Genomic DNA, 17,981 nt, shown 5'->3' on the forward strand with positions numbered 1-17,981 from the left:
ACATTATTTCTCTTGAAATTTCACTTAAGTCCACTTTTTTCATAGAGTGGGCTTATTTATGTTCAAGTGAAGAAAATGTTATAAAAAATACGAATCAATCAATAGTCAAATAAAAAGGAATATGAAGCTTAGTAGCGAATCTAATAATACTAAGCTTATCAGGGAAGGACAGAGAACCCTTTGAAAATTGATGAAGATAAAGAAAAACTACATATATGGCAGCCGGTTACGAATTTAAGGGGAAAATACCCATGGGACATTAATTTAACAAACGTAATCAGACATAATGATTATTTAAAAATAACTCTTGAAGACTTTCATAATAATAATCAACTTGATATCGTTTATGACCAAAATATTACGCCATTAGAATACTACGTTTGGGCCTTTAGATTTTCAACTGAAATTGGCAGACATGATCTACGTTTTACAGAAACAGATAGCAGTGGCCGAATTGATCCTGAGGCAGCTTATTTTTGTAAAATGGAAAATTCCAGGTTCCTAAGAATGTTTGACTCAAATCCTATGTATAATCGCAAAACCCACCCTAACTTAGAACATCATCTTTATATTACTGGAGATGAAGTATTTGAGGTTTTATCCGATTACGAACCAAGATTCATAGAAAAAAAGAAATAAAGCTCCCGTAACATTGGGGGCTTTATTTAACCTTTGATTTCTGAAATCTGCTCAAAAATGAAGGCTTCTTCACTACAATCCACTTTTTCCTTAAAAACTGTTCCGCCTGCATCCTTATGTAATCATCAGGTATTTCTTGCAGTTTTTTAATATAGCTTTTCGGCGTGACGAAAAGCGTGTCATGAGATGTGTAAACTACTTGTTGGTAGTCAATTTCATCACTTATTTTATCTATTATTTTCTTAGCTGTACCTTTTTGGAAGGTGTCGAAATATTTATTAGTAACGTCATTTTGCAATAGAGTCCTTACCATTCGCAGTTTATCTTGGTTTTGCATGAGAAGAATTCCTTTTCGCCTCGCACATTTTTTGAATTGCGATGTTGCAAATAGTAAGGATTTAAAAGTAGCCTCTTCCACTTTGAGCGTATCCCGCACCTCATCCATCAAGACAGTAAGCTCACTTGCATATTCGTTCATTTTTTTCTCTGGCTCTTCTACTTCCTTTAAATAGACAAGCATTTGATCCAAATCACCGAATAATTTAGAGAGCTTCCCGTGTTCCTTGAGATAGCCTTCCTCCATCGTTTCCTTTATATCTACTAAATTCGCTTCGCCGTACTCATCTTTTTCATAGGCAAATGCATATTCTATTTCCTTCTCACTGATCATAACCGTGTAAAAGGTAAGATATACTTGAAGACAGTAAAGTGCGATTTCCTCATTTTCAACCACTTTACCCTCTTCATCGAAAATATGAAACTTATGAAAATGAATTGCCGCTAGATTATCTGCTCGACCACTATAAATCCCTAATAATCGATACGAATGCGAATTGTAAATAATGGTTGGACTTATAAAGCCAACTTCAAATGGGCCGACAAAAGGATCGGCCCACTTTTTTTCTTTACCTGCAACGATTATCATTTCGGAAGGTGGCATAACTTTTGAACTCATGACAATCATTCCTTTCTCTTACAACCGCGTTAACGCCAGGTAGCCAAAAATCACAAGTATGACTACGATTGTAGTACCTACCGTTTTGAAGCTAACAGTTTTTACCCTTTTTCGTATCTCACTATGAACAATAAAAAATACTCCGACTAAACAATAAATAATGGATACATACTTAAAGGTTGTATTACCGAAAAAAGGTTCAAGATTATTCTTATCTGCATAAATTACTGTTCCGAGTACTCCAACAATAATCGTCACAGTGAAAAAATACCCCAAAAAACTCCAAGTACGATCGCTCAAAGATAACACTCCTAACAGTAGCTAGCTTAGTAGAATTTCCACCAAAATAATCGTTGATACCAATATTTCACTCCAGCAGAACATTCATATTTAAAATTATTCCACGCGTCTACGTATCCGTTCCATATATTTTTCAAGCGGTTGTCTGGGTGCATATCCGGACTATTCCAATATATTATATCTTTATAAGTCTCCGTTAAAAACTTTGGTGGGTACTTCTTAGCAAAATCAACTAATAATCCTGATAGACCAGCTTTATTGATCCACATATTCATTGGAATTAATGTACCAAAAACTAAGGAACTTATTCCGACATTTCCCCAGTTTATCCCTTCACCTTTTACAAACTGTTTTCCCACTTCTAAAGCAGCACCAGTTCCGGCTCCATATATGAGCCAACCAACTCTTTCCCATTTCACCGCTTGGTTTACCCTCGTCCACAGACCAACACCTACGAGGGATGTGAAAAATGCAAAGACCGCATTGATTCCCATAGATTTCGGATCCCAATTTCCGGTTACAAAATCAAAAGCCAAAGATACACCTGCACCTTTTAGACCAATTCCAAATATATGTTTGGCAAGTCCAACCCAACCGCCATGAACAAAACGATAAAGATTTGTCATTAATAAACCTTTAGCCACTTGCAGTCTGAACCATAAGCCTACTGCGCGCGCTGCATTCATAGTAGCGTGAAATGCTGGAACTAATGCTCTAGTCATGACAAACCGCCAACTAGTGCTTAACGCGAGTCCAAGTTTGCCAATCCCAAATCTTATTATATTACCAGACCACGTAAGAAACGCAGCCATTGCACCTGTTTCTACTGCAAAAGCGAGCAATCCACCTGCAAGTGCTCCACCAAAAATCCACCCAGCAGCATGTAGCGGATTAAATGCATCCGTTCCACCATACAAGAGAAAATACACGACCCCAGCGATTATGGCTCCAATTGCTGCTACAATGGCTACTGCGACAGTAATTATACCACCTACAACCAACAAAACAATAACAGCAATAACCGCTAAAATAATTCCAATCGTAACGATTAAGTCCTTCACCCAATCAGGCAAAGCATCCCACGCTGATGCAATCAATTCTCCTACTTTGGATAAAAATTCGGTGAAGGCTTTCCAACCTGTTTTTACACCTTCAATTGATTTATCAAGAATATCTTTAAAAAAGTCCCCTATTTTTTTCCAATTCCAATCTACTGGATTAAGAGAGATGCCACCATGATGTCCTCCTATCTGTTGCTCAGTAGGAGTCAAGCTATTCTTTTCATACTCTATATCCCCAACATTGCTAGCAGCTATTGTTGTAGCAGGGACCGAGACTAAAAGTAGTGTTAGTACCATTAGGCTCTTTAACAAACGACTAGCCCAATCTTGCATCCGGAAACCTCCTTTTACAGGGTCCTATCAATTTTCTTGCTTGTACTTTTCATTAATTTCCTTTTCGATTTCCTTATAGCTTTCGTGAGCTAGTTTCAGGAGATCATTATATAACTCGTTTTCAGCGTTATTCGTTAAATCATACCGAGCACTACGCAGCGTTTTAAAAATATTCCTTTGTTCAGTTGAAATTTGGTCATTTTTATATAAGAAGAGAACTGCGTTATCTAGATTACGAATTTCCAATGAACTTTTTTCTGCAAATTCATTTTTATAATCAAAAATCGTTCCTTCTCTTTCTAAGACGGTATCAATATTTTGCGATTCAGCGTTTACCTTCCAATTCAGCCATTTACTCGCCATTTCCTCTGAACGATCAAATTCAGCTTGTAGCTGTTCCACATTACGTACAGTTGAATATGTCCCATCCGCTGCCTCTGCAATTTTCTTCAGTTCGTTTTGGCCGTTACCGTCTACATTAAAGCCAATAACATTAAGGATTGGGGTAACTGATGATTCAGCAAGCTCCTTTGCTGCCTTTATAGGGTCGCCATCACATGTCTCAACCCCATCGCTCACTAAATAAATGATATTCGTATTCTTATCTCCACTAAAATTTGCGAAGTCTTCCTTTGCTTGTATTAATGATTCAGAAATAGGAGTCCACCCGCTCGGTTGAAATCGATTAAGAGCATCGTTTAATTTCGCTTCATCAAATGTTTGCATCTCATATAACAGTTCGCTGCTTGAGCAGGAAAGTTGTTTATCACTATCTGATCCTGTTCCTTTATGACCGTATACCCGCAAGGCTACTTTCGCTTCCTTGGGGAGATTAGAAGAAAAATTTTGAATCGACTCTTTTGCCCAATCCATCATCGACTTTCCATCAATCACCTCTGCCATACTGCCACTCGCATCTAATATGATTTCTACATTATAGTTTTCTTTAAATTCATATCGAGGATCACTAATGTCAGGGTTTCCGAAGTCCCCTTTCTTCCAGTCTTCAACTACAGCTTTTGGATCGGGATATTGCTCAGCAAAAAGCGATAGGAGTTTAGACCAATATTTTTTTACCTCTTCTTCTCCATCTTCTTCTTTTAAAGGAGGCAGTTTTGCTAATTCCTCTTCAATTGCGGCCTCATTATCATCGTAAAAAGTTCCGGCAAAAAGGCCTGGTTGGTACACTAATAATGATTGTGTATCTTCCGGAGGGGTTGGAGCATCGATGATTACTTCTTTTTCTTCCACTTTGTCACTTTCTGACTCTTTGTTCACTTGTTCAGTTGGCTCGATTTTTTTCTCCTCAGCTTCAATTGAATGATCTTTGGAAGAGCAAGCACTTAGTGTTAGAGCGAAAATGATAAGTATGAAAATTGACAACCTTTTGTGCAAAATCTTCTAACCTCCTAAATGCAATTATTTACATTTAATGTCAATCCCTTTTGGAGTCTTAATGCTTGCCTCAGCTTCTGCATATACATCTTGTTCTCCAGCACCGAAAGATTGATCCTTAACTGTAATGAAAGATGCTGATTTTTTTACTCTAGCCATCACTTTAAATTCTTTGCCTTTAAAAATAATCTCAACATCATCTTCTGCACCGTTTTTAACAGCAAAATATTTAGCGGCATCCATCCATCGCGGCTCTGATCTTTCAATCGCTTCACATGCCACTTCGTTAATTTCCTTCACTTCTCGGCTAAACCATGCTTTATACCAAACATTTTTGAAAAAATATCTTAAGGCAACATTAGCATCTACTTCTTCATGTGGGTACCTGACTGCCTTCCTTAACTCACTAGGAATTTGCATCTTATCCAAAACCCACTCCCATATTGCATCTATTTCTCTTGCTGTTAATGATGGTGGAGGTACTGGATTACCCTCTTCATCTTCTTCTGTATTTTCATCCGTGATTTCGTCGATCTTTTCCTGCACAAATTCATTTGCTACTTCTCTCAGCCGGTCCATCCGGATTTCAATTTCTGACTTTAATTTTTCGTCATACGCTTCTTTTATTTCATTAGCGGCTGCAAGCACAGCGGCATCTGCACTCGTTTGACTTACCCGTTTATTTGCATATGTTGTAAAAAAATCAAAAAAGATGAAACTAATGAAAATAGCCCCTACTAATAACCCAATAATAACGAGAAGGGTATTTCCTTTTTCGTTACGTACGTAGCGGCCAATCATTAGTCATCCACCTCTTCTTTTGGCATGGAAGCACTCGCTTTTAATTCATGGTCTAGTTTTCCAATAAACGGAATTTTGATGGTTGGTACTTTTGCTTTTACGGTAACTGTTACTTCTTTCCCGTATGAAGTCGAACCTTCTGATGCGGAGCTGCTTACTTTGATTCCATGCGCAGCTCGGTTGACGGCAGCACTATAATCACCGCCAACCGCCGCAACACGAGCACCATCCCTTGCAGCAGATTCCGCCACAACGACTGTATACGCCACTAAAGCAACTTGCCAAATAAATAATAGCGCCATCACAATCATTGGAAACACAGCTACAAATTCAATTAACTGTGATCCTTTTTCATTTTTGGCATGTCGTAATACTCGTTTCATACTTTACACTTCCAATCTCATCAATCACCGCTCAAACTATTAATCATTTTAACTAGTTGGTTTTTAACCGCGGTCCCCATAGTAGAATCGCCTTTCATCGTAGCAGCGATTGCCCCCATTATCGCAAGCACTAACATTCCAAGAGCAATCCACTCCAACGCCTGTGCCCCTTTTTCATTTTTCACATACTGATCCCACTTCATTTTCGTTGAAACGTATAATTTTGTTAACATGATAATTCCTCCTAAATTTTTTAAAAATATTGTTTCGCTAGATTGTTAATGAATCTGCCTATAGGCGATAGATCCTTCCGAACGGGAATAGACTCAACCCGAATGGGAATACCCCAAAATCAAGCTTAAAACCACACATCCAGTCCAAACGCTTCAGGATTGTAAAGCATATTTAGAAAGAGCAAGCCGATGATCAATAGAAATACGGCTGGTGCGACTAGGAAAGTAGTAACGAGTGTGACTTGCGGGCTTGCTTTTGCAGCTTTTTCCTTTGCACGGTATCCTCTCATGGAGCGCAAGTTTTCGGCTTGAACTCGAAATGTCGTGGAAACGGGAACGCCAAGGTCTGATCCTTGAACCAATGAATTGACGAGCATTTCCAATTCTTTCGACGTGTTGCGATCCAAAATGTGCTGAAAAGCTTGGCGTCTTGGAACTCCTAAATCTATTTCTCTATTAAAACGTTGGAATTCCTCACTAAGTGGGCCATCCATTTGGTTCGTCACTTGGCGTAACGCGGCATCCAATGATACCCCTGCTTGCAAGGTTATACTTACGGTATCTAGGAAATCGGGCATCATCGTGCTAATCATTTCTTGCCTTTCCTTCGCTAAATACATGATCCAGAGTGACGGAAACATAAACCCCGTGATTGGGAAAATTACCAACAATAAAAGCGCAAATGGCATTCCTAAAAACGAATAGAGGATAGAGAATGTTAACAAGCCCATTCCAAGAACAAATCGTAACCCGTGTAATCCTTTTTGCGTTAACCCCATTGGATTTCCGGCTCGCACAATCATCTGTTCATCTTTTTCAAAATCAAACATCAATTTGTACTTTTCGGCTGTAGGACCAACGTATTCAGCTGCTTTAATAAGTGGCTTCCATATGATTTCGGATAATTTCTTACGACTTCTCTTCAATTTTGATTTCTGTAAATGGACAAGCAATTTTTCTTTTTTTGCAATATACAACCAAATAAAGATAAAACCAATGAGGACAAATATTAATATTATGATGATCAACAATTGGACGAGTACTTCAAAATAAGGACTCATTGTGAGCTACACCCTTATCGTTGTTATTTTTCGAATGACAAGGAACGCAAGAAGCTGCATTCCAATAAAAATGGTTAATAAGACGAGTCCCCATTTTGTAAATAGTGGATTTAAAAATCCTTCAATGAATAAATTCATCATCAACGCCATCATCAGAGGCATAATTGGAAGTATGAGAGCGATAAACCTCGCTTCAGCTGTTACAGTGTCGACTTCCTTATTCACTCTTGCCCTCTCCTCAAGCGTATCGGCCATAATGCTTAACACTTCTGCCAAATTACCGCCAACCCGATGCTGTATGATTACCGTACTGACAAAAATGTTTAATTCTTTACTGGCGAATCTCTCCCTGAGCTGATTCATAACATCTTCAAAACTTGTACCTAGACGTAGCTGCTGAACCATCCCTTTAAACTCAGGCCCAATCGGCGCTTTTAATTCTTCACCGACCATTTCAATACCTTGAGGAATCGTAAGCCCAGCTTTCATCGTGTTACTCATCATGCGACAAACTTCAGGCAGCTGCCGATTCAACTTTTCCGTTAATTGGTTTTGCCTCGACCTCAGGAAAAGCTTGGATCCAAACCAAATGATTAAGTAAGCTAACGTAATATTGATAATAAAAATGAGTTTGAACAGAAAATGTCCTGCAAACAGAAATGCACCGAAAAGTAGAATGCAAATTCCTGCATATTCAGATGGTTTCAATTGAATATCTGCTTGAATCAATTTCTTTTTTAAATCTTCCGCTAATTCCGATTGATCATATTTATCTCCGATTAATATAATCGAACTTTTTCTTTCTTGACTTAATTCAGTGTTAAACCATTTCTCTATTTTCTTGTTTGCTTTATTTGCATTTTTATAATTTAAAAAATAGTAAATCGAGATAAAGAGTGAAAAGAAAGTAGCACTACCCGTTAATAAAATCGCATTCACAACAACACCCCTTCCTTAAATAGCGTTGCTGGAATATCAACACCAAAAGACTTCATCCGCGAATACACCTGAGGTACATACCCTGTCGATACAAATGAACCTAATACTCTTCCTTTTTCATCAATACCATGTCTTTCAAATTTAAAAATATCATTCACTTCGATTGCACCATTTTTTTCTGTAATTTCTGCAATACTGACAAGCTTTCTTTTTCCATCAGGCAGTCTTTCACTTTGAACAATTAAATCAAGTGCTCCGACGAAATATTGACGAACGACATCAACCGTAAGAGACAGTCCAGACATGATAACCATCGCTTCAAGACGACCAAGTGCGTCCTTAGGAGAATTGGCATGGACAGTTGTAAGTGAACCTTCATGTCCCGTATTCATCGCCTGAAGCATATCAATTGCTTCTGACCCCCTCACTTCCCCGACAATAATTCTATCTGGGCGCATCCTTAGGGCATTTCGTACTAGCATACGGATATTTATTTCACCTTTCCCTTCCATATTGTTAGGGCGTGCCTCCATCCGCACTAGATTATCATGTTCAAACTTCAATTCAGCCATATCTTCAATAATGACTACACGTTCGCCAAACGGAATGGAACTAGATAAAACATTTAACAGCGTCGTTTTCCCGCTACCTGTTCCACCAGATACTAAAATATTGCATTTCGCCTGTACCGCTGCCTGCAAAAATTCACTAATCTCTTCTGTGAACGTTCCAAAATTAATTAAATCATTGTGGGAAAAAGGATTTTTATTAAACTTTCGAATCGAAAGCACAGGTCCATTTAAACTAATCGGCGGTATAACGGCATTTACCCTACTTCCATCGTGCAAGCGGGCATCGACCATCGGGGAGCTTTCATCAATCCTTCTGCCAATCGGAGCGATAATACGATCAATAATATGACGAATATGCTCCTCATCCTTGAACCTTACGTCGGTCTTAATTAATTTCCCTTCCTGCTCGATATAAATTTCCCGCGGACCATTTACCATAATTTCAGTGATGCTGTCTTCTTTCAGAAGTGCCTCCAACGGGCCATATCCAACAGATTCGTTAATAATCTGCTTTACGAGAGCTTCCATTTCTTGCCTCGGAATAATAGCCCTTTCTTCTTCAATCATTCGATACACTAATCGTTCGATTGTTTGCCGCATTTCTTTCGGCGGTAGGGTCGTAATCGTTTCAAGGTCCGATTCTTTTATTAAACGGTTTTTATAATGCTTTGCCCGCCTTTCCAGCTCCATGTCCATTACATTCCATTCATCATTGGAATGCAGCGGATATTCCTTGATTTTTTCGAACCATTGCACGCAAGTCACCCTCCTCTAACAATCGACTTTTTAACCATCTTCCTCACATCTTGTGCAGTTTTGGATACACCTTTATCGTGTTTTTTATAATAAAATGGTCTTCCCATATTGATAAAAGGTTGGACTCCATAAAAGTCAGCGCGAACGCTGCCTGCGATTGGCAAGTCAATTAAAGTGCTGATGTTTTTTTCTGTCAGCTCACTTTTGTTATTATTACGGTTGATAATGATCGAAACATTATTTTTGTTACCGATTTGATAGCGGCGAAAATGGTTCATGGTATGTTTTAAACCGCGAACTGATAAGCTATCCGGATTCAGTATGTAGTATATATGTGTCGCTTCATTAAGTGCCGTAAAGGTAGTTGAATTAAAAATAGACGGTAAATCTATTATGACTTGATCAAAATGATTTCTGCATGTTCTTATGATTCTAGTAATCATCTCATCTGTCGCCAATTCTACTTGTTCAGGATTAGCTGGGCTTAACAAAACATGAATACCCGTATTTTCTTCCCTAACAGCAACATTTTGAATATGATTAATCGAAAGTTCGTTAATAACAGGAAGTAGATCCATATATGATCTTTCAGGTTCAATCCCGAAAACGACCTCAACTCCGCCAAATTGAACATTAAAATCGATTAAAATCACACGTTGATCACATTGCATTTGCAGATTTTGCGCTACCATTGCAGCAATCAATGTTTTTCCAGTACCGCCTTTTGCACTGTAAAATGCTCTTACATCACCTGAACCTTCAAAAGCAAAATAATCGCTTCCTGAACGGCCGCTCACAAAGTTCGGTAAAGGCTTTTGTAAAATCGAAACTAATTTTTCGAGTTCATCTGGAATGATAACTAGCTCCTTTGCTCCTAGCTTCATCCATTTTCGTGCATTTTCAAAGGAACGATCTCTGACCAATCCAATTAATACACTGGTCATCGGAATATGTGCAGGTGAGATTGCATCTACCATCAATTCATCTATCAAAAAATAGGAAATATTATCTTCTGGAACATGAGGACCTTGCCATTCGTTTGTTTCCTGAATGTCAAAATTGTATAAAATCCTTTTTATATCCGTTAATAATGATTCATCATCTGTAACGACCAACGCATTTGTACTTCTCATGTAAAAACCTCATTTCGGACTGATTCACTGCTTTTATTTCAGTAAAATAAAGAAAATTTAATAGAGTCTGTATATTGATCAAAGATTTTTATTATCCAGTTACCCAAGCCATCTTCTAGAGGTTAAAAAACTGGAATTCGAAGTAGCGAGTTAACTTAAACTTCTATTTTTTATCTCCATCATTTTCTTTCTTTTCATCTTTTTTCGGTTCTTCTTTTTTCACTTCTTCTTTTTTCGGTTCTTCCTTTTTGTCACTCTCTTTAGCAGGAGATTGGGCAGGTGGATTTTCTTTTACTTCCGTGTTTTCCTTAACCTCTTGGTTAACTGGCTCCTCTTGAACTGGAGTTTGTTCAACCTCTGAATCTACTTGACTATCATTCATTTCGAGTTGATTTATTCTTAATACTCGAATTTGATCTGCTGTATTTTGCATATGGATAAGCTGCTCAGCCTGCTCAATGGTTAATGATACTTTGATTGCCATGCTAGTATTGCCTTTGTCTTCAAGACGAACCGACTCGCTTTGGATGACATTGATGTTGTTCATAATTCGTTTTGTTTCTATCTTTCCTTCATTATCCGATTTGTAAGAAGCTATAATGTCGACCTTATCGCCCACGAAGATCTCTTGGTCCATGATGACGTTCTCGGTCGGATTTAACCATACAACGCGATAACCTTCTGGAATATCGACCCGGGATCTAATTAAATTTTTTGTAATGAGATCGCCCTTTTTCATATTTACAATAAAAAGATGGTCTTCCATTTCTTTCTCACTCGTTAGAAATGAAGAGACAGCACTGGACTTGGGAATACTTAGCCAATCGATCATATCAGGGGTAATTTCGGTATAAGCAGATACATCCTTTTTCGCAACTGCCACTTTAACGGACTGCCCCATCAGTTCCTTCGCTTGGGATACCTGACTATTTATAAACCACCCCGTCATAATTGCTAGTAAAAAAGCAATCGTTAAAAATATAAAAGCTTTTCTTTTCGCACTAATCATTGCGTTCCTCCATCATACATACAAGATTCATATATTAATTATTTCTATTTCATCGTAATAGCCTGAATAAAAGGAATTCCTACTGGCAAAGACATGGAATCAATTTGAATATGCTTTTTTACGTTAGGTAGTTCCGTATCAATCCCTTTCGTTACTGCCCAAATTTGATTGACATCCTCTTTTTCACTAATATACTTCCACACCCCTTCCAAATTCCCCGATTGGTGTGTTTTAATTCTTCTGTTCGGAAGCATCTCCATAAGTAAAAATATATTTTTTTTATTTTCCTTATAAATTGCATTATATTTATCCGCTCGGATAACCTTCGCAGGACTTGGGGATATGACCCAACTAGATATTTTCTTTCTTACATTTTGAATATGATTCATCATATCGTTGTAAGATGCACCTTTATGTATTTCGCTTAAAACCTCACTTTTTAAAAACAAATACTCAGCTTTACTACCATGAATAGGAATCGGCCATAACATGTTGTTAGGTAAAAGCCAATTCTGAAGACGATCTAACATTTCATTTGACCCAAATCTTGCATCATAAAAATAGATGATTTTATCGTACTCATTAAAAAGCTTAGAAAAATACTCCAGCTCCTCATCTAATGTCGGAGCTTTAATGGAAAGTTTCTTAGAAGCTAATCCTGGTTTAAAAAATCTTAATGCATCTTGAAGTTGATTATATTTCCCTTTTAGAGATATTTTCTTAATTGATTCATCTTCTTCATGAAGACTTATCATTTCATCCACAAGTAATAACATGAAAAATACTCCTTATTCACATTGAAAAATGTATGACTTTTCACCCTTCATTTACTAATATCACGAGTTCACTATCCGGTCAATTTGGTCCTAAATTCATAAAAATTTTCCATTGGTTAATTTTTCCTAGACAACATAAAAAAAGCGAGTTTATTTAAGGTCTATCGTATTAGTTTTAATTAAAGAAAATAGGGTACAAACAAGATTTTTTACCATTAACTGTAAGAAAATTTTCTTCGAATCAAAAAATCGGGTAAATATAATCATTTTTTATAAAAGGATTAAAAAAAAATATATAGACTCCAAAAACGTAATTCATAGTGTTCCAATCACCAAAGTAGCAGATGGGTCTTGTTCCTTTTTTCATAATTAGCAGAAATATTAAAGCTGACATTTGTTCTTCAATGTCAGCCTTTTACCATAAATATTCTATTATCCCTTAAATAAATCGGTATCGATGTTACATCTTTTAGCCTCTATGTCATATTGACAGCCTAGAACTTTAGAATCCTTTGGGGCTTCTGGGTTATATTTTAGAGCTTTTTTATAATTCCTGTTTGTGGATAAGCTGACCAAAGGATCATCTCTTTCTTCAAGTCTTTTTTACTATCAGCGGCTTTATTAAATGCCGAAAATATGGCTTGGTCTTGTGTAAATAAATAGCAGGAACGTAATCGATTTGCTCATATTATCAAACATTTTTTCTATAAATTCTGCATCAATTGCAAGTGATGATTCACAGCGAGAAATGGAACTGTTATATTTTCCTAGATTTGCAACTCACAAAAATGGGCATTTTACTATCGTTCATTTAACACATAGAGACGAATGGTACATAGAATATGATATCCAGATTAAAGGAGGTGCCTAGTTATGACTGTAGGCTTCGGAGGAGCATATGGAGGAGGTTTTGCGTTAGTTGTTGTATTGTTCATTCTCTTGATTATCATTGGCGCATCATTTGTTGGTGGCTGTGGAGGTTTCATTTAAGATCCAGTAACCATTAACATAAATAAAAATGAAAAAAGGCTTTTCTTTCTATTTTATCGTAGAAAGAAAAGCTTTTATTTTTCCAATAGTCGACGATAACATTCCACAAATCCCTTCCAATCTTCTAGAAAGAATGGCCATAAATTGGGACGGCGCCTAACGGCAAGTGGATGATACGAAACGGCAGTTTGAAAGCCTTGGACCTCATTCCATTTACCACGAAGGATCTTTACTTCAGCATCAGGGTTTCTGAAAAAAGCTTGTACGGCCACATTTCCTAAACAAAGTATAAGATTGGGTTTCGAAGTTAGAAGTTGTTGTTCCAAATGCCCCATACAAATTTCTCGGGTCACATCTTTATCATATTTTCGGACTGGTCGCCTTTTTAAAATATATGTTACATATAAGTCAGACATTTTTAAGCCTGATTCGTATGCAGCTTTCTGCAATGTTTGTCTCGTTCCACATACAGCTTGATTCCCTTCTTTATCTTCCCGCGCTCCGGGATTATCAAGGATGACCATAATGGAGGCATTTGGGTTTCCTTCTCCCCACACCATTCGTGTTCCTTGCTTATATAAATCACAATCTTTACAATTCAAATAGTTGTTTGGGGTGGGGATTTCCGGCCATATTTCAGGGCAAAAATCAGGCATCATTTAAGACCTATTCATATATTTCATCTGCATTTTTATAGCGAAGTTTTTCAGAGTGAATAACTTCCTTCTGTTTTACATTTTTTGGAGTTTCTTCTGTTTTCGGATTTACTTTTTCATTTTCTTTTATAAATTTTATATCCCATGGCTGCATTTATTTTCACTCCTCATAATAAAAAGTCAGTATATGTTCTCCGAATGAACAAACTTTAATCCTTCCAAAAAAATACTTGTATGTAAATTATGAAATGGCAAAAAATAATTTCTAACTTAAATAAAAGAGGGTTTTATGAATGGACTTAGATATGATATGGAAGGTTCTGGTGATATTCGCTATTGGTACTTTATTTTTGAGAATAAGCGGAAGAAAAACAATTTCTCAAATGACGATGCCAGAAGCGATCATTATGATTGCCTTCGGTACGATGCTAATACAACCAGTAACAAGTAAAAGTATTTGGACCACTATGATCGTGGGAGCAATTTTCATATTAGCACTCGTTGTAACAGAGTTGATTCAAGTAAAATCTGATTTGCTTGAAACGATTATATCTGGTAAGTCCGTTGTCGTCGTTGAAAAAGGGAAACTAAATGAAAAAAGTTTAAAAAAATTAAGATTAACAGTTGATAAACTAGAGGAACGGCTTCGCCAACTTGGGATTGCATCAATTAACGACTTAGAAATGGTAACGGTTGAAGTGAATGGAAAATTAGGATACACCTTAAAACCTGAAAAGCAACCAGCTACAAAGGAGGATATTCAAGCTCTCATACAATTAATACAATCTGGTAAAATGTCCAAACAAATTATTAATAATAAATCAGAGCAAAATATGTTTTCTGAAATCACAAATCAACATTCTGCGGACCCGCCTCCTAAGTATTTGCAATGAGGCAAGTCCATGTTTGCGTTTCGACTATAGAAATGATTCAAATTGGAACTATGTACTTTTAGGATTTTCATGGAGGGAAGCTGTATGAAATCTTCAACTTTTTCATTTTCACTTAAAATCAATAGTACTTGCTATTTTTGTTGTACTTCCTGAACTAAACCCGTTATTCTTCAAAAAATAATTTCATTTTATTTGTAGCTGTGTCATAATCCACTTCTGTACTAGCAGAAATACCTCATGCTTATTGATTTCATTTAACATTTCATGTCTTCCGTCCTTAAAAAAGGTGGACTCAATGTTTGAAAGTCCAATTTCTTTATATTGCTCGATAACCTGTAATACTTTATTGCCTCCAACAGGATCTTTATCTCCGCTGAAAAATAACATAGGCAAATCTTTCGGAATGGATTGATTTAGATTTGGATTATGTATTTTTTCTAATCCTTCAAAAAGATCATAAAAAAATCCAGAACTGCAAACAAAGCCACAACGCGGATCATTTATATATTTCTCAACTTCATTTTTGTCGCGTGAAAGCCAGTCAAATGTTGTTTTAGGATTTTCTATTCCTTTATTGAATGAACCAAATGAAAGGCGATCCAGAAAAGGGCTTGGTGCCTTTGTTCCTTTTATACTCCCCTCCCATTTTGCTATAAGTTTTCCTAATTTCCCCGCAAAACCAGGGCTACCCGCAGTGCCAGAAAGAATCACACCCAGAACAGAAGAGGAATATTGTTGTATATATCGTCTTACTAAAAAGGAACCCATACTATGGCCCATCAAAAAAATTGGGATATTAGGGTATTCATCACGAATCGATTGATTGATACGAAAAAGATCATCTACAACACGATCAAACCCATTTTCTTTTGCAAAGAAACCAATAGTCCCAGATTTTTCACCTGTTTCGCCGTGTCCACGATGGTCATTTCCATATACGAAGATCCCGTTCTGAACTAGATGTTCTGCAAAATCTTCATATCTATCAATATGTTCGGCCATTCCGTGAGCTAATTGAAGGATGGCGACTGGTTTAGTATCAGTCTCAACCCATTTTTTTATATAAATTTCTACTCCGTCCTCCATCATTAACCAATTGATAGAAGTACTCATCCAATCACCCCTTCTCCATATTTTAGAACTTACCATTTCATAATAGAAAACCCTATATCACCCATTAATTTATAGCTTTTTTGATTTGTTCCGTCCTTGTTTTGAGTAAAAAATTCAGCTTTTCCATGAATAATGTACTTTCCCTCTGGAAATCCATTCTTAACAATTTCCTTAACAAAATCGATGTATTCTTTTTCATCATTTTCGTCATAACCACCAGAAAAGCGATATCTCTCACGAATTGGTTGACCTTTATGAAGATTTGTCGTGACTAGGGGCTCATCCATTCCATATGCGACTTCAATTCCCCTCGTTTTCTCCTCCATTGGAAAATAAAATGGTGAGGCTGCATGATAAATTTCAATTGATTCTTCTGGGCCCACATAAGTAAGTTCGGCGAAAACGGCAATATCACCATTTTCATATACATCTTTTTCACTAAAAAGTCGTTAAATAAAATCGTCTTCCTTTACTTCCACTTCAGCTGGTGGCAATTGAATGTTATTTGCTCTTTGGGCAGAATGATTGTTGACGTTTGTCCCACATGCAGCTAAAACCAGCATGTTTATTACTATTAGAAAGATATAAGCATATTTAATCAAAAAAATCCCTCCCTTTAAAGATACGACGTACCAATCTTAAGGAGGGTTACATATTATTCACTATGGAAATTTAATATTCATCACCCTTGCCATTAATTTTGGCAACTCCGTATTTTCTTGCAATCCTCTAAATATTTGTGATCCTGGACCATATGCATACACAGGAATATCGACGCCTGTATGTTGAGATGTAGTCCACCCAATTAGTGCACGCTCAGATACAATTCTATTTATTGCTTTTACTGGTTTATCTGCTTGTTCTATTGTATTAATTTCTTCTTTTGTTAAATCGATTCCTGCATATTTTTTCATTATTTCCTTTGCGTTTCTACGATTTTTATCCAATTGCATCTCCATATAACGGCCGGAGGATTTTACATTTCGAAGCACATCCAATTTAGCATCGTACTTATCATACGCTCCAACAGACATGCCGCCATTATCATGGTCGCCTGCAATAACTACGAGCGTGTTTTTATCTTTTTTAGCAAAATCTAGTGCAGTCGCTACTGCTTTTTCAAAAGCTTCAATATCTTTCATTGCCCACGCGGCATCATTATCATGCCCCGCCCAATCAATTTGGCTGCCTTCTACCATTAAGAAGAAGCCTTTTTTATTTTGTTTCAAAATCCGCAATGCAACTTTCGTCATTTCGTCGAGACTAGGCTCACTTGTCATATGGCGATCTAATTCAGGAACCATCCCTTCTCCAGCAAACAAACCTAGCAGTTTTTGTGGTGTTTGCACATTACTTAACTCCATTTTATTCGTAACAATTTCGTATCCTTTCTCTTTCCCTCTCTCCAATATTGAATTGAAATACTTTCTCCCGCCACCGAGAATGACATCCACTTCATTATCCATATACTGTACCGCAATTTCAGACTCCTGCTTACGAGACGGAACATGCGCAGCAAATGCTGCTGGTGTCGCGTATGTAATGGTTGAAGTCGCAACAAGTCCTGTCCCCTTACCAGCCTCTTTCGCTGCCTCCAATATCGTTTTTAACTTTTTACCATCTGGAGACATACTTATCATCCCATTGTCTGTTTTAAACCCAGTTGCCATAGCAGTTGCCGCTGCAGCTGAATCCGTTACAGGTGAATTGGCAGAGTACGTTCGATGCATCCCGACTAGCATTGAATCCCAAACCGCTTCTTTTCCTTTATACAATCTATAATTAGTCGCATAGGAAGTAGAAAAACCGTCAGGAATCATGAAAATGACATTTTTTGCTGCATGTTCCTTTGCTTGCACTTGTGCTATAGGAAGTATTGAAAAAATAATTAGAAAGAAAATAAGCCACATATTGAAAAATCTCAGTTTCATTCACTTTACCTCCTTCATTGTTCAACAGTTTATGTTTTGTATGGGAAGTTTT

At 37.1% G+C, this 17,981-nt stretch carries 22 protein-coding genes; 3 read left to right on the plus strand and 19 right to left on the minus strand.

Annotated features, from left to right (window positions below):
* Positions 1-180 precede the first annotated feature (180 nt).
* Positions 181-639, plus strand: a complete 459-nt coding sequence (locus MT489_RS14945; protein ID WP_244682363.1) for a hypothetical protein — start codon at positions 181-183, stop codon at positions 637-639.
* Between the two features lie 22 nt (positions 640-661).
* On the opposite strand, the gene MT489_RS14950 is transcribed toward MT489_RS14945, so the two are convergent.
* From MT489_RS14950 to MT489_RS15010, 13 genes are all read right to left on the minus strand, one after another.
* The gene (locus tag MT489_RS14950) at positions 662-1,594 is read right to left on the minus strand and encodes a hypothetical protein (protein WP_244682364.1); all 933 of its coding nucleotides are present in this window, start codon (positions 1,592-1,594) and stop codon (positions 662-664) included.
* Between the two features lie 18 nt (positions 1,595-1,612).
* Entirely contained in the window at positions 1,613-1,894 is a 282-nt protein-coding gene (locus MT489_RS14955) for a hypothetical protein (protein ID WP_244682365.1), read from the minus strand.
* Between the two features lie 26 nt (positions 1,895-1,920).
* Positions 1,921-3,288 carry a hypothetical protein gene (locus MT489_RS14960; protein WP_244682366.1) on the minus strand — a complete coding sequence of 456 codons (1,368 nt, stop codon included), beginning with the start codon at positions 3,286-3,288 and terminating at the stop codon, positions 1,921-1,923.
* 27 nt (positions 3,289-3,315) lie between these two features.
* Entirely contained in the window at positions 3,316-4,683 is a 1,368-nt protein-coding gene (locus MT489_RS14965) for a vWA domain-containing protein (RefSeq protein WP_244682367.1), read from the minus strand.
* A gap of 24 nt (positions 4,684-4,707) precedes the next feature.
* The gene (locus MT489_RS14970) at positions 4,708-5,484 is read right to left on the minus strand and encodes a pilus assembly protein TadG-related protein (RefSeq protein ID WP_244682368.1); all 777 of its coding nucleotides are present in this window, start codon (positions 5,482-5,484) and stop codon (positions 4,708-4,710) included.
* Positions 5,484-5,867 carry a TadE/TadG family type IV pilus assembly protein gene (locus MT489_RS14975; RefSeq protein ID WP_244682369.1) on the minus strand — a complete coding sequence of 128 codons (384 nt, stop codon included), beginning with the start codon at positions 5,865-5,867 and terminating at the stop codon, positions 5,484-5,486. Before MT489_RS14975 ends, MT489_RS14970 begins: the two co-directional genes overlap by 1 nt.
* Before the next feature lie 20 nt (positions 5,868-5,887).
* On the minus strand, positions 5,888-6,100 hold the full coding sequence (locus tag MT489_RS14980) for a hypothetical protein (protein ID WP_244682370.1): 213 nt from the start codon (positions 6,098-6,100) through the stop codon (positions 5,888-5,890).
* Between the two features lie 125 nt (positions 6,101-6,225).
* Positions 6,226-7,161: a type II secretion system F family protein gene (locus tag MT489_RS14985; RefSeq protein WP_244682371.1), complete on the minus strand. Its 936-nt coding sequence runs from the start codon at positions 7,159-7,161 to the stop codon at positions 6,226-6,228.
* A gap of 6 nt (positions 7,162-7,167) precedes the next feature.
* Positions 7,168-8,100, minus strand: coding sequence for a type II secretion system F family protein (locus MT489_RS22335; protein ID WP_244682372.1), 933 nt, complete (start codon positions 8,098-8,100; stop codon positions 7,168-7,170).
* A complete protein-coding gene (locus MT489_RS14995) occupies positions 8,097-9,368 on the minus strand; it encodes a TadA family conjugal transfer-associated ATPase (protein WP_280518659.1) in 1,272 nt (423 codons plus the stop codon). The genes MT489_RS22335 and MT489_RS14995 overlap by 4 nt, the downstream gene beginning before the upstream one ends.
* Before the next feature lie 65 nt (positions 9,369-9,433).
* On the minus strand, positions 9,434-10,561 hold the full coding sequence (locus tag MT489_RS15000; protein WP_244682374.1) for a CpaE/TadZ family protein: 1,128 nt from the start codon (positions 10,559-10,561) through the stop codon (positions 9,434-9,436).
* 163 nt (positions 10,562-10,724) lie between these two features.
* Positions 10,725-11,570, minus strand: a complete 846-nt coding sequence (cpaB, locus tag MT489_RS15005; protein WP_244682375.1) for a Flp pilus assembly protein CpaB — start codon at positions 11,568-11,570, stop codon at positions 10,725-10,727.
* 44 nt (positions 11,571-11,614) lie between these two features.
* A complete protein-coding gene (locus tag MT489_RS15010; protein WP_244682376.1) occupies positions 11,615-12,346 on the minus strand; it encodes a hypothetical protein in 732 nt (243 codons plus the stop codon).
* Between the two features lie 873 nt (positions 12,347-13,219).
* Here MT489_RS15010 and MT489_RS15015 point away from each other — a divergent pair.
* On the plus strand, positions 13,220-13,336 hold the full coding sequence (locus MT489_RS15015; RefSeq protein ID WP_244682377.1) for a YjcZ family sporulation protein: 117 nt from the start codon (positions 13,220-13,222) through the stop codon (positions 13,334-13,336).
* Positions 13,337-13,410: 74 nt separating this feature from the next.
* Here MT489_RS15015 and MT489_RS15020 read toward each other — a convergent pair whose 3' ends face one another.
* A complete protein-coding gene (locus MT489_RS15020; RefSeq protein ID WP_244682378.1) occupies positions 13,411-13,995 on the minus strand; it encodes a uracil-DNA glycosylase in 585 nt (194 codons plus the stop codon).
* 7 nt (positions 13,996-14,002) lie between these two features.
* The gene (locus MT489_RS15025) at positions 14,003-14,146 is read right to left on the minus strand and encodes a hypothetical protein (RefSeq protein WP_244682379.1); all 144 of its coding nucleotides are present in this window, start codon (positions 14,144-14,146) and stop codon (positions 14,003-14,005) included.
* Positions 14,147-14,285: 139 nt separating this feature from the next.
* On the opposite strand from MT489_RS15025, the gene MT489_RS15030 reads away from it, so the two are divergent.
* The gene (locus MT489_RS15030) at positions 14,286-14,885 is read left to right on the plus strand and encodes a DUF421 domain-containing protein (protein WP_244682380.1); all 600 of its coding nucleotides are present in this window, start codon (positions 14,286-14,288) and stop codon (positions 14,883-14,885) included.
* A 183-nt stretch (positions 14,886-15,068) separates the two neighbouring features.
* Here the strand turns inward: MT489_RS15030 and MT489_RS15035 are convergent, their stop codons facing one another.
* The 4 genes from MT489_RS15035 to MT489_RS15050 all read right to left on the minus strand — a co-directional run bounded on the left by MT489_RS15035 (position 15,069) and on the right by MT489_RS15050 (position 17,929).
* Positions 15,069-15,998 carry an alpha/beta hydrolase gene (locus MT489_RS15035; RefSeq protein WP_244682381.1) on the minus strand — a complete coding sequence of 310 codons (930 nt, stop codon included), beginning with the start codon at positions 15,996-15,998 and terminating at the stop codon, positions 15,069-15,071.
* Positions 15,999-16,027: 29 nt separating this feature from the next.
* Positions 16,028-16,381: a hypothetical protein gene (locus MT489_RS15040; protein WP_244682382.1), complete on the minus strand. Its 354-nt coding sequence runs from the start codon at positions 16,379-16,381 to the stop codon at positions 16,028-16,030.
* A gap of 66 nt (positions 16,382-16,447) precedes the next feature.
* Positions 16,448-16,600 (minus strand): hypothetical protein, encoded by a 153-nt coding sequence (locus tag MT489_RS15045; protein WP_244682383.1) that lies wholly within the window; start codon positions 16,598-16,600, stop codon positions 16,448-16,450.
* A 60-nt stretch (positions 16,601-16,660) separates the two neighbouring features.
* Complete coding sequence (locus MT489_RS15050) at positions 16,661-17,929, minus strand: alkaline phosphatase (RefSeq protein ID WP_244682384.1); 1,269 nt, start codon at positions 17,927-17,929, stop codon at positions 16,661-16,663.
* Positions 17,930-17,981: the final 52 nt, after the last annotated feature.

The sequence above is a fragment of the Lederbergia wuyishanensis genome (genome assembly GCF_022900255.1).
Taxonomy (GTDB): domain Bacteria; phylum Bacillota; class Bacilli; order Bacillales; family Bacillaceae_C; genus Lederbergia; species Lederbergia wuyishanensis.

Excerpts from the sequence above, each read along its gene's own strand:
- MT489_RS14950 (WP_244682364.1), bottom strand. The coding sequence starts at position 1,594 with ATGAGTTCAAAAGTTATGCCACCTTCCGAAATGATAATCGTTGCAGGT.
- MT489_RS14960 (WP_244682366.1), bottom strand. The coding sequence starts at position 3,288 with ATGCAAGATTGGGCTAGTCGTTTGTTAAAGAGCCTAATGGTACTAACA.
- MT489_RS14970 (WP_244682368.1), bottom strand. The coding sequence starts at position 5,484 with ATGATTGGCCGCTACGTACGTAACGAAAAAGGAAATACCCTTCTCGTT.
- MT489_RS14975 (WP_244682369.1), bottom strand. The coding sequence starts at position 5,867 with ATGAAACGAGTATTACGACATGCCAAAAATGAAAAAGGATCACAGTTA.
- MT489_RS14980 (WP_244682370.1), bottom strand. The coding sequence starts at position 6,100 with ATGTTAACAAAATTATACGTTTCAACGAAAATGAAGTGGGATCAGTAT.
- MT489_RS14985 (WP_244682371.1), bottom strand. The coding sequence starts at position 7,161 with ATGAGTCCTTATTTTGAAGTACTCGTCCAATTGTTGATCATCATAATA.
- MT489_RS14995 (WP_280518659.1), bottom strand. The coding sequence starts at position 9,368 with ATGGACATGGAGCTGGAAAGGCGGGCAAAGCATTATAAAAACCGTTTA.
- MT489_RS15000 (WP_244682374.1), bottom strand. The coding sequence starts at position 10,561 with ATGAGAAGTACAAATGCGTTGGTCGTTACAGATGATGAATCATTATTA.
- cpaB (WP_244682375.1), bottom strand. The coding sequence starts at position 11,570 with ATGATTAGTGCGAAAAGAAAAGCTTTTATATTTTTAACGATTGCTTTT.
- MT489_RS15010 (WP_244682376.1), bottom strand. The coding sequence starts at position 12,346 with ATGTTATTACTTGTGGATGAAATGATAAGTCTTCATGAAGAAGATGAA.
- MT489_RS15015 (WP_244682377.1), top strand. The coding sequence starts at position 13,220 with ATGACTGTAGGCTTCGGAGGAGCATATGGAGGAGGTTTTGCGTTAGTT.
- MT489_RS15020 (WP_244682378.1), bottom strand. The coding sequence starts at position 13,995 with ATGATGCCTGATTTTTGCCCTGAAATATGGCCGGAAATCCCCACCCCA.
- MT489_RS15025 (WP_244682379.1), bottom strand. The coding sequence starts at position 14,146 with ATGCAGCCATGGGATATAAAATTTATAAAAGAAAATGAAAAAGTAAAT.
- MT489_RS15030 (WP_244682380.1), top strand. The coding sequence starts at position 14,286 with ATGGACTTAGATATGATATGGAAGGTTCTGGTGATATTCGCTATTGGT.
- MT489_RS15035 (WP_244682381.1), bottom strand. The coding sequence starts at position 15,998 with ATGAGTACTTCTATCAATTGGTTAATGATGGAGGACGGAGTAGAAATT.
- MT489_RS15050 (WP_244682384.1), bottom strand. The coding sequence starts at position 17,929 with ATGAAACTGAGATTTTTCAATATGTGGCTTATTTTCTTTCTAATTATT.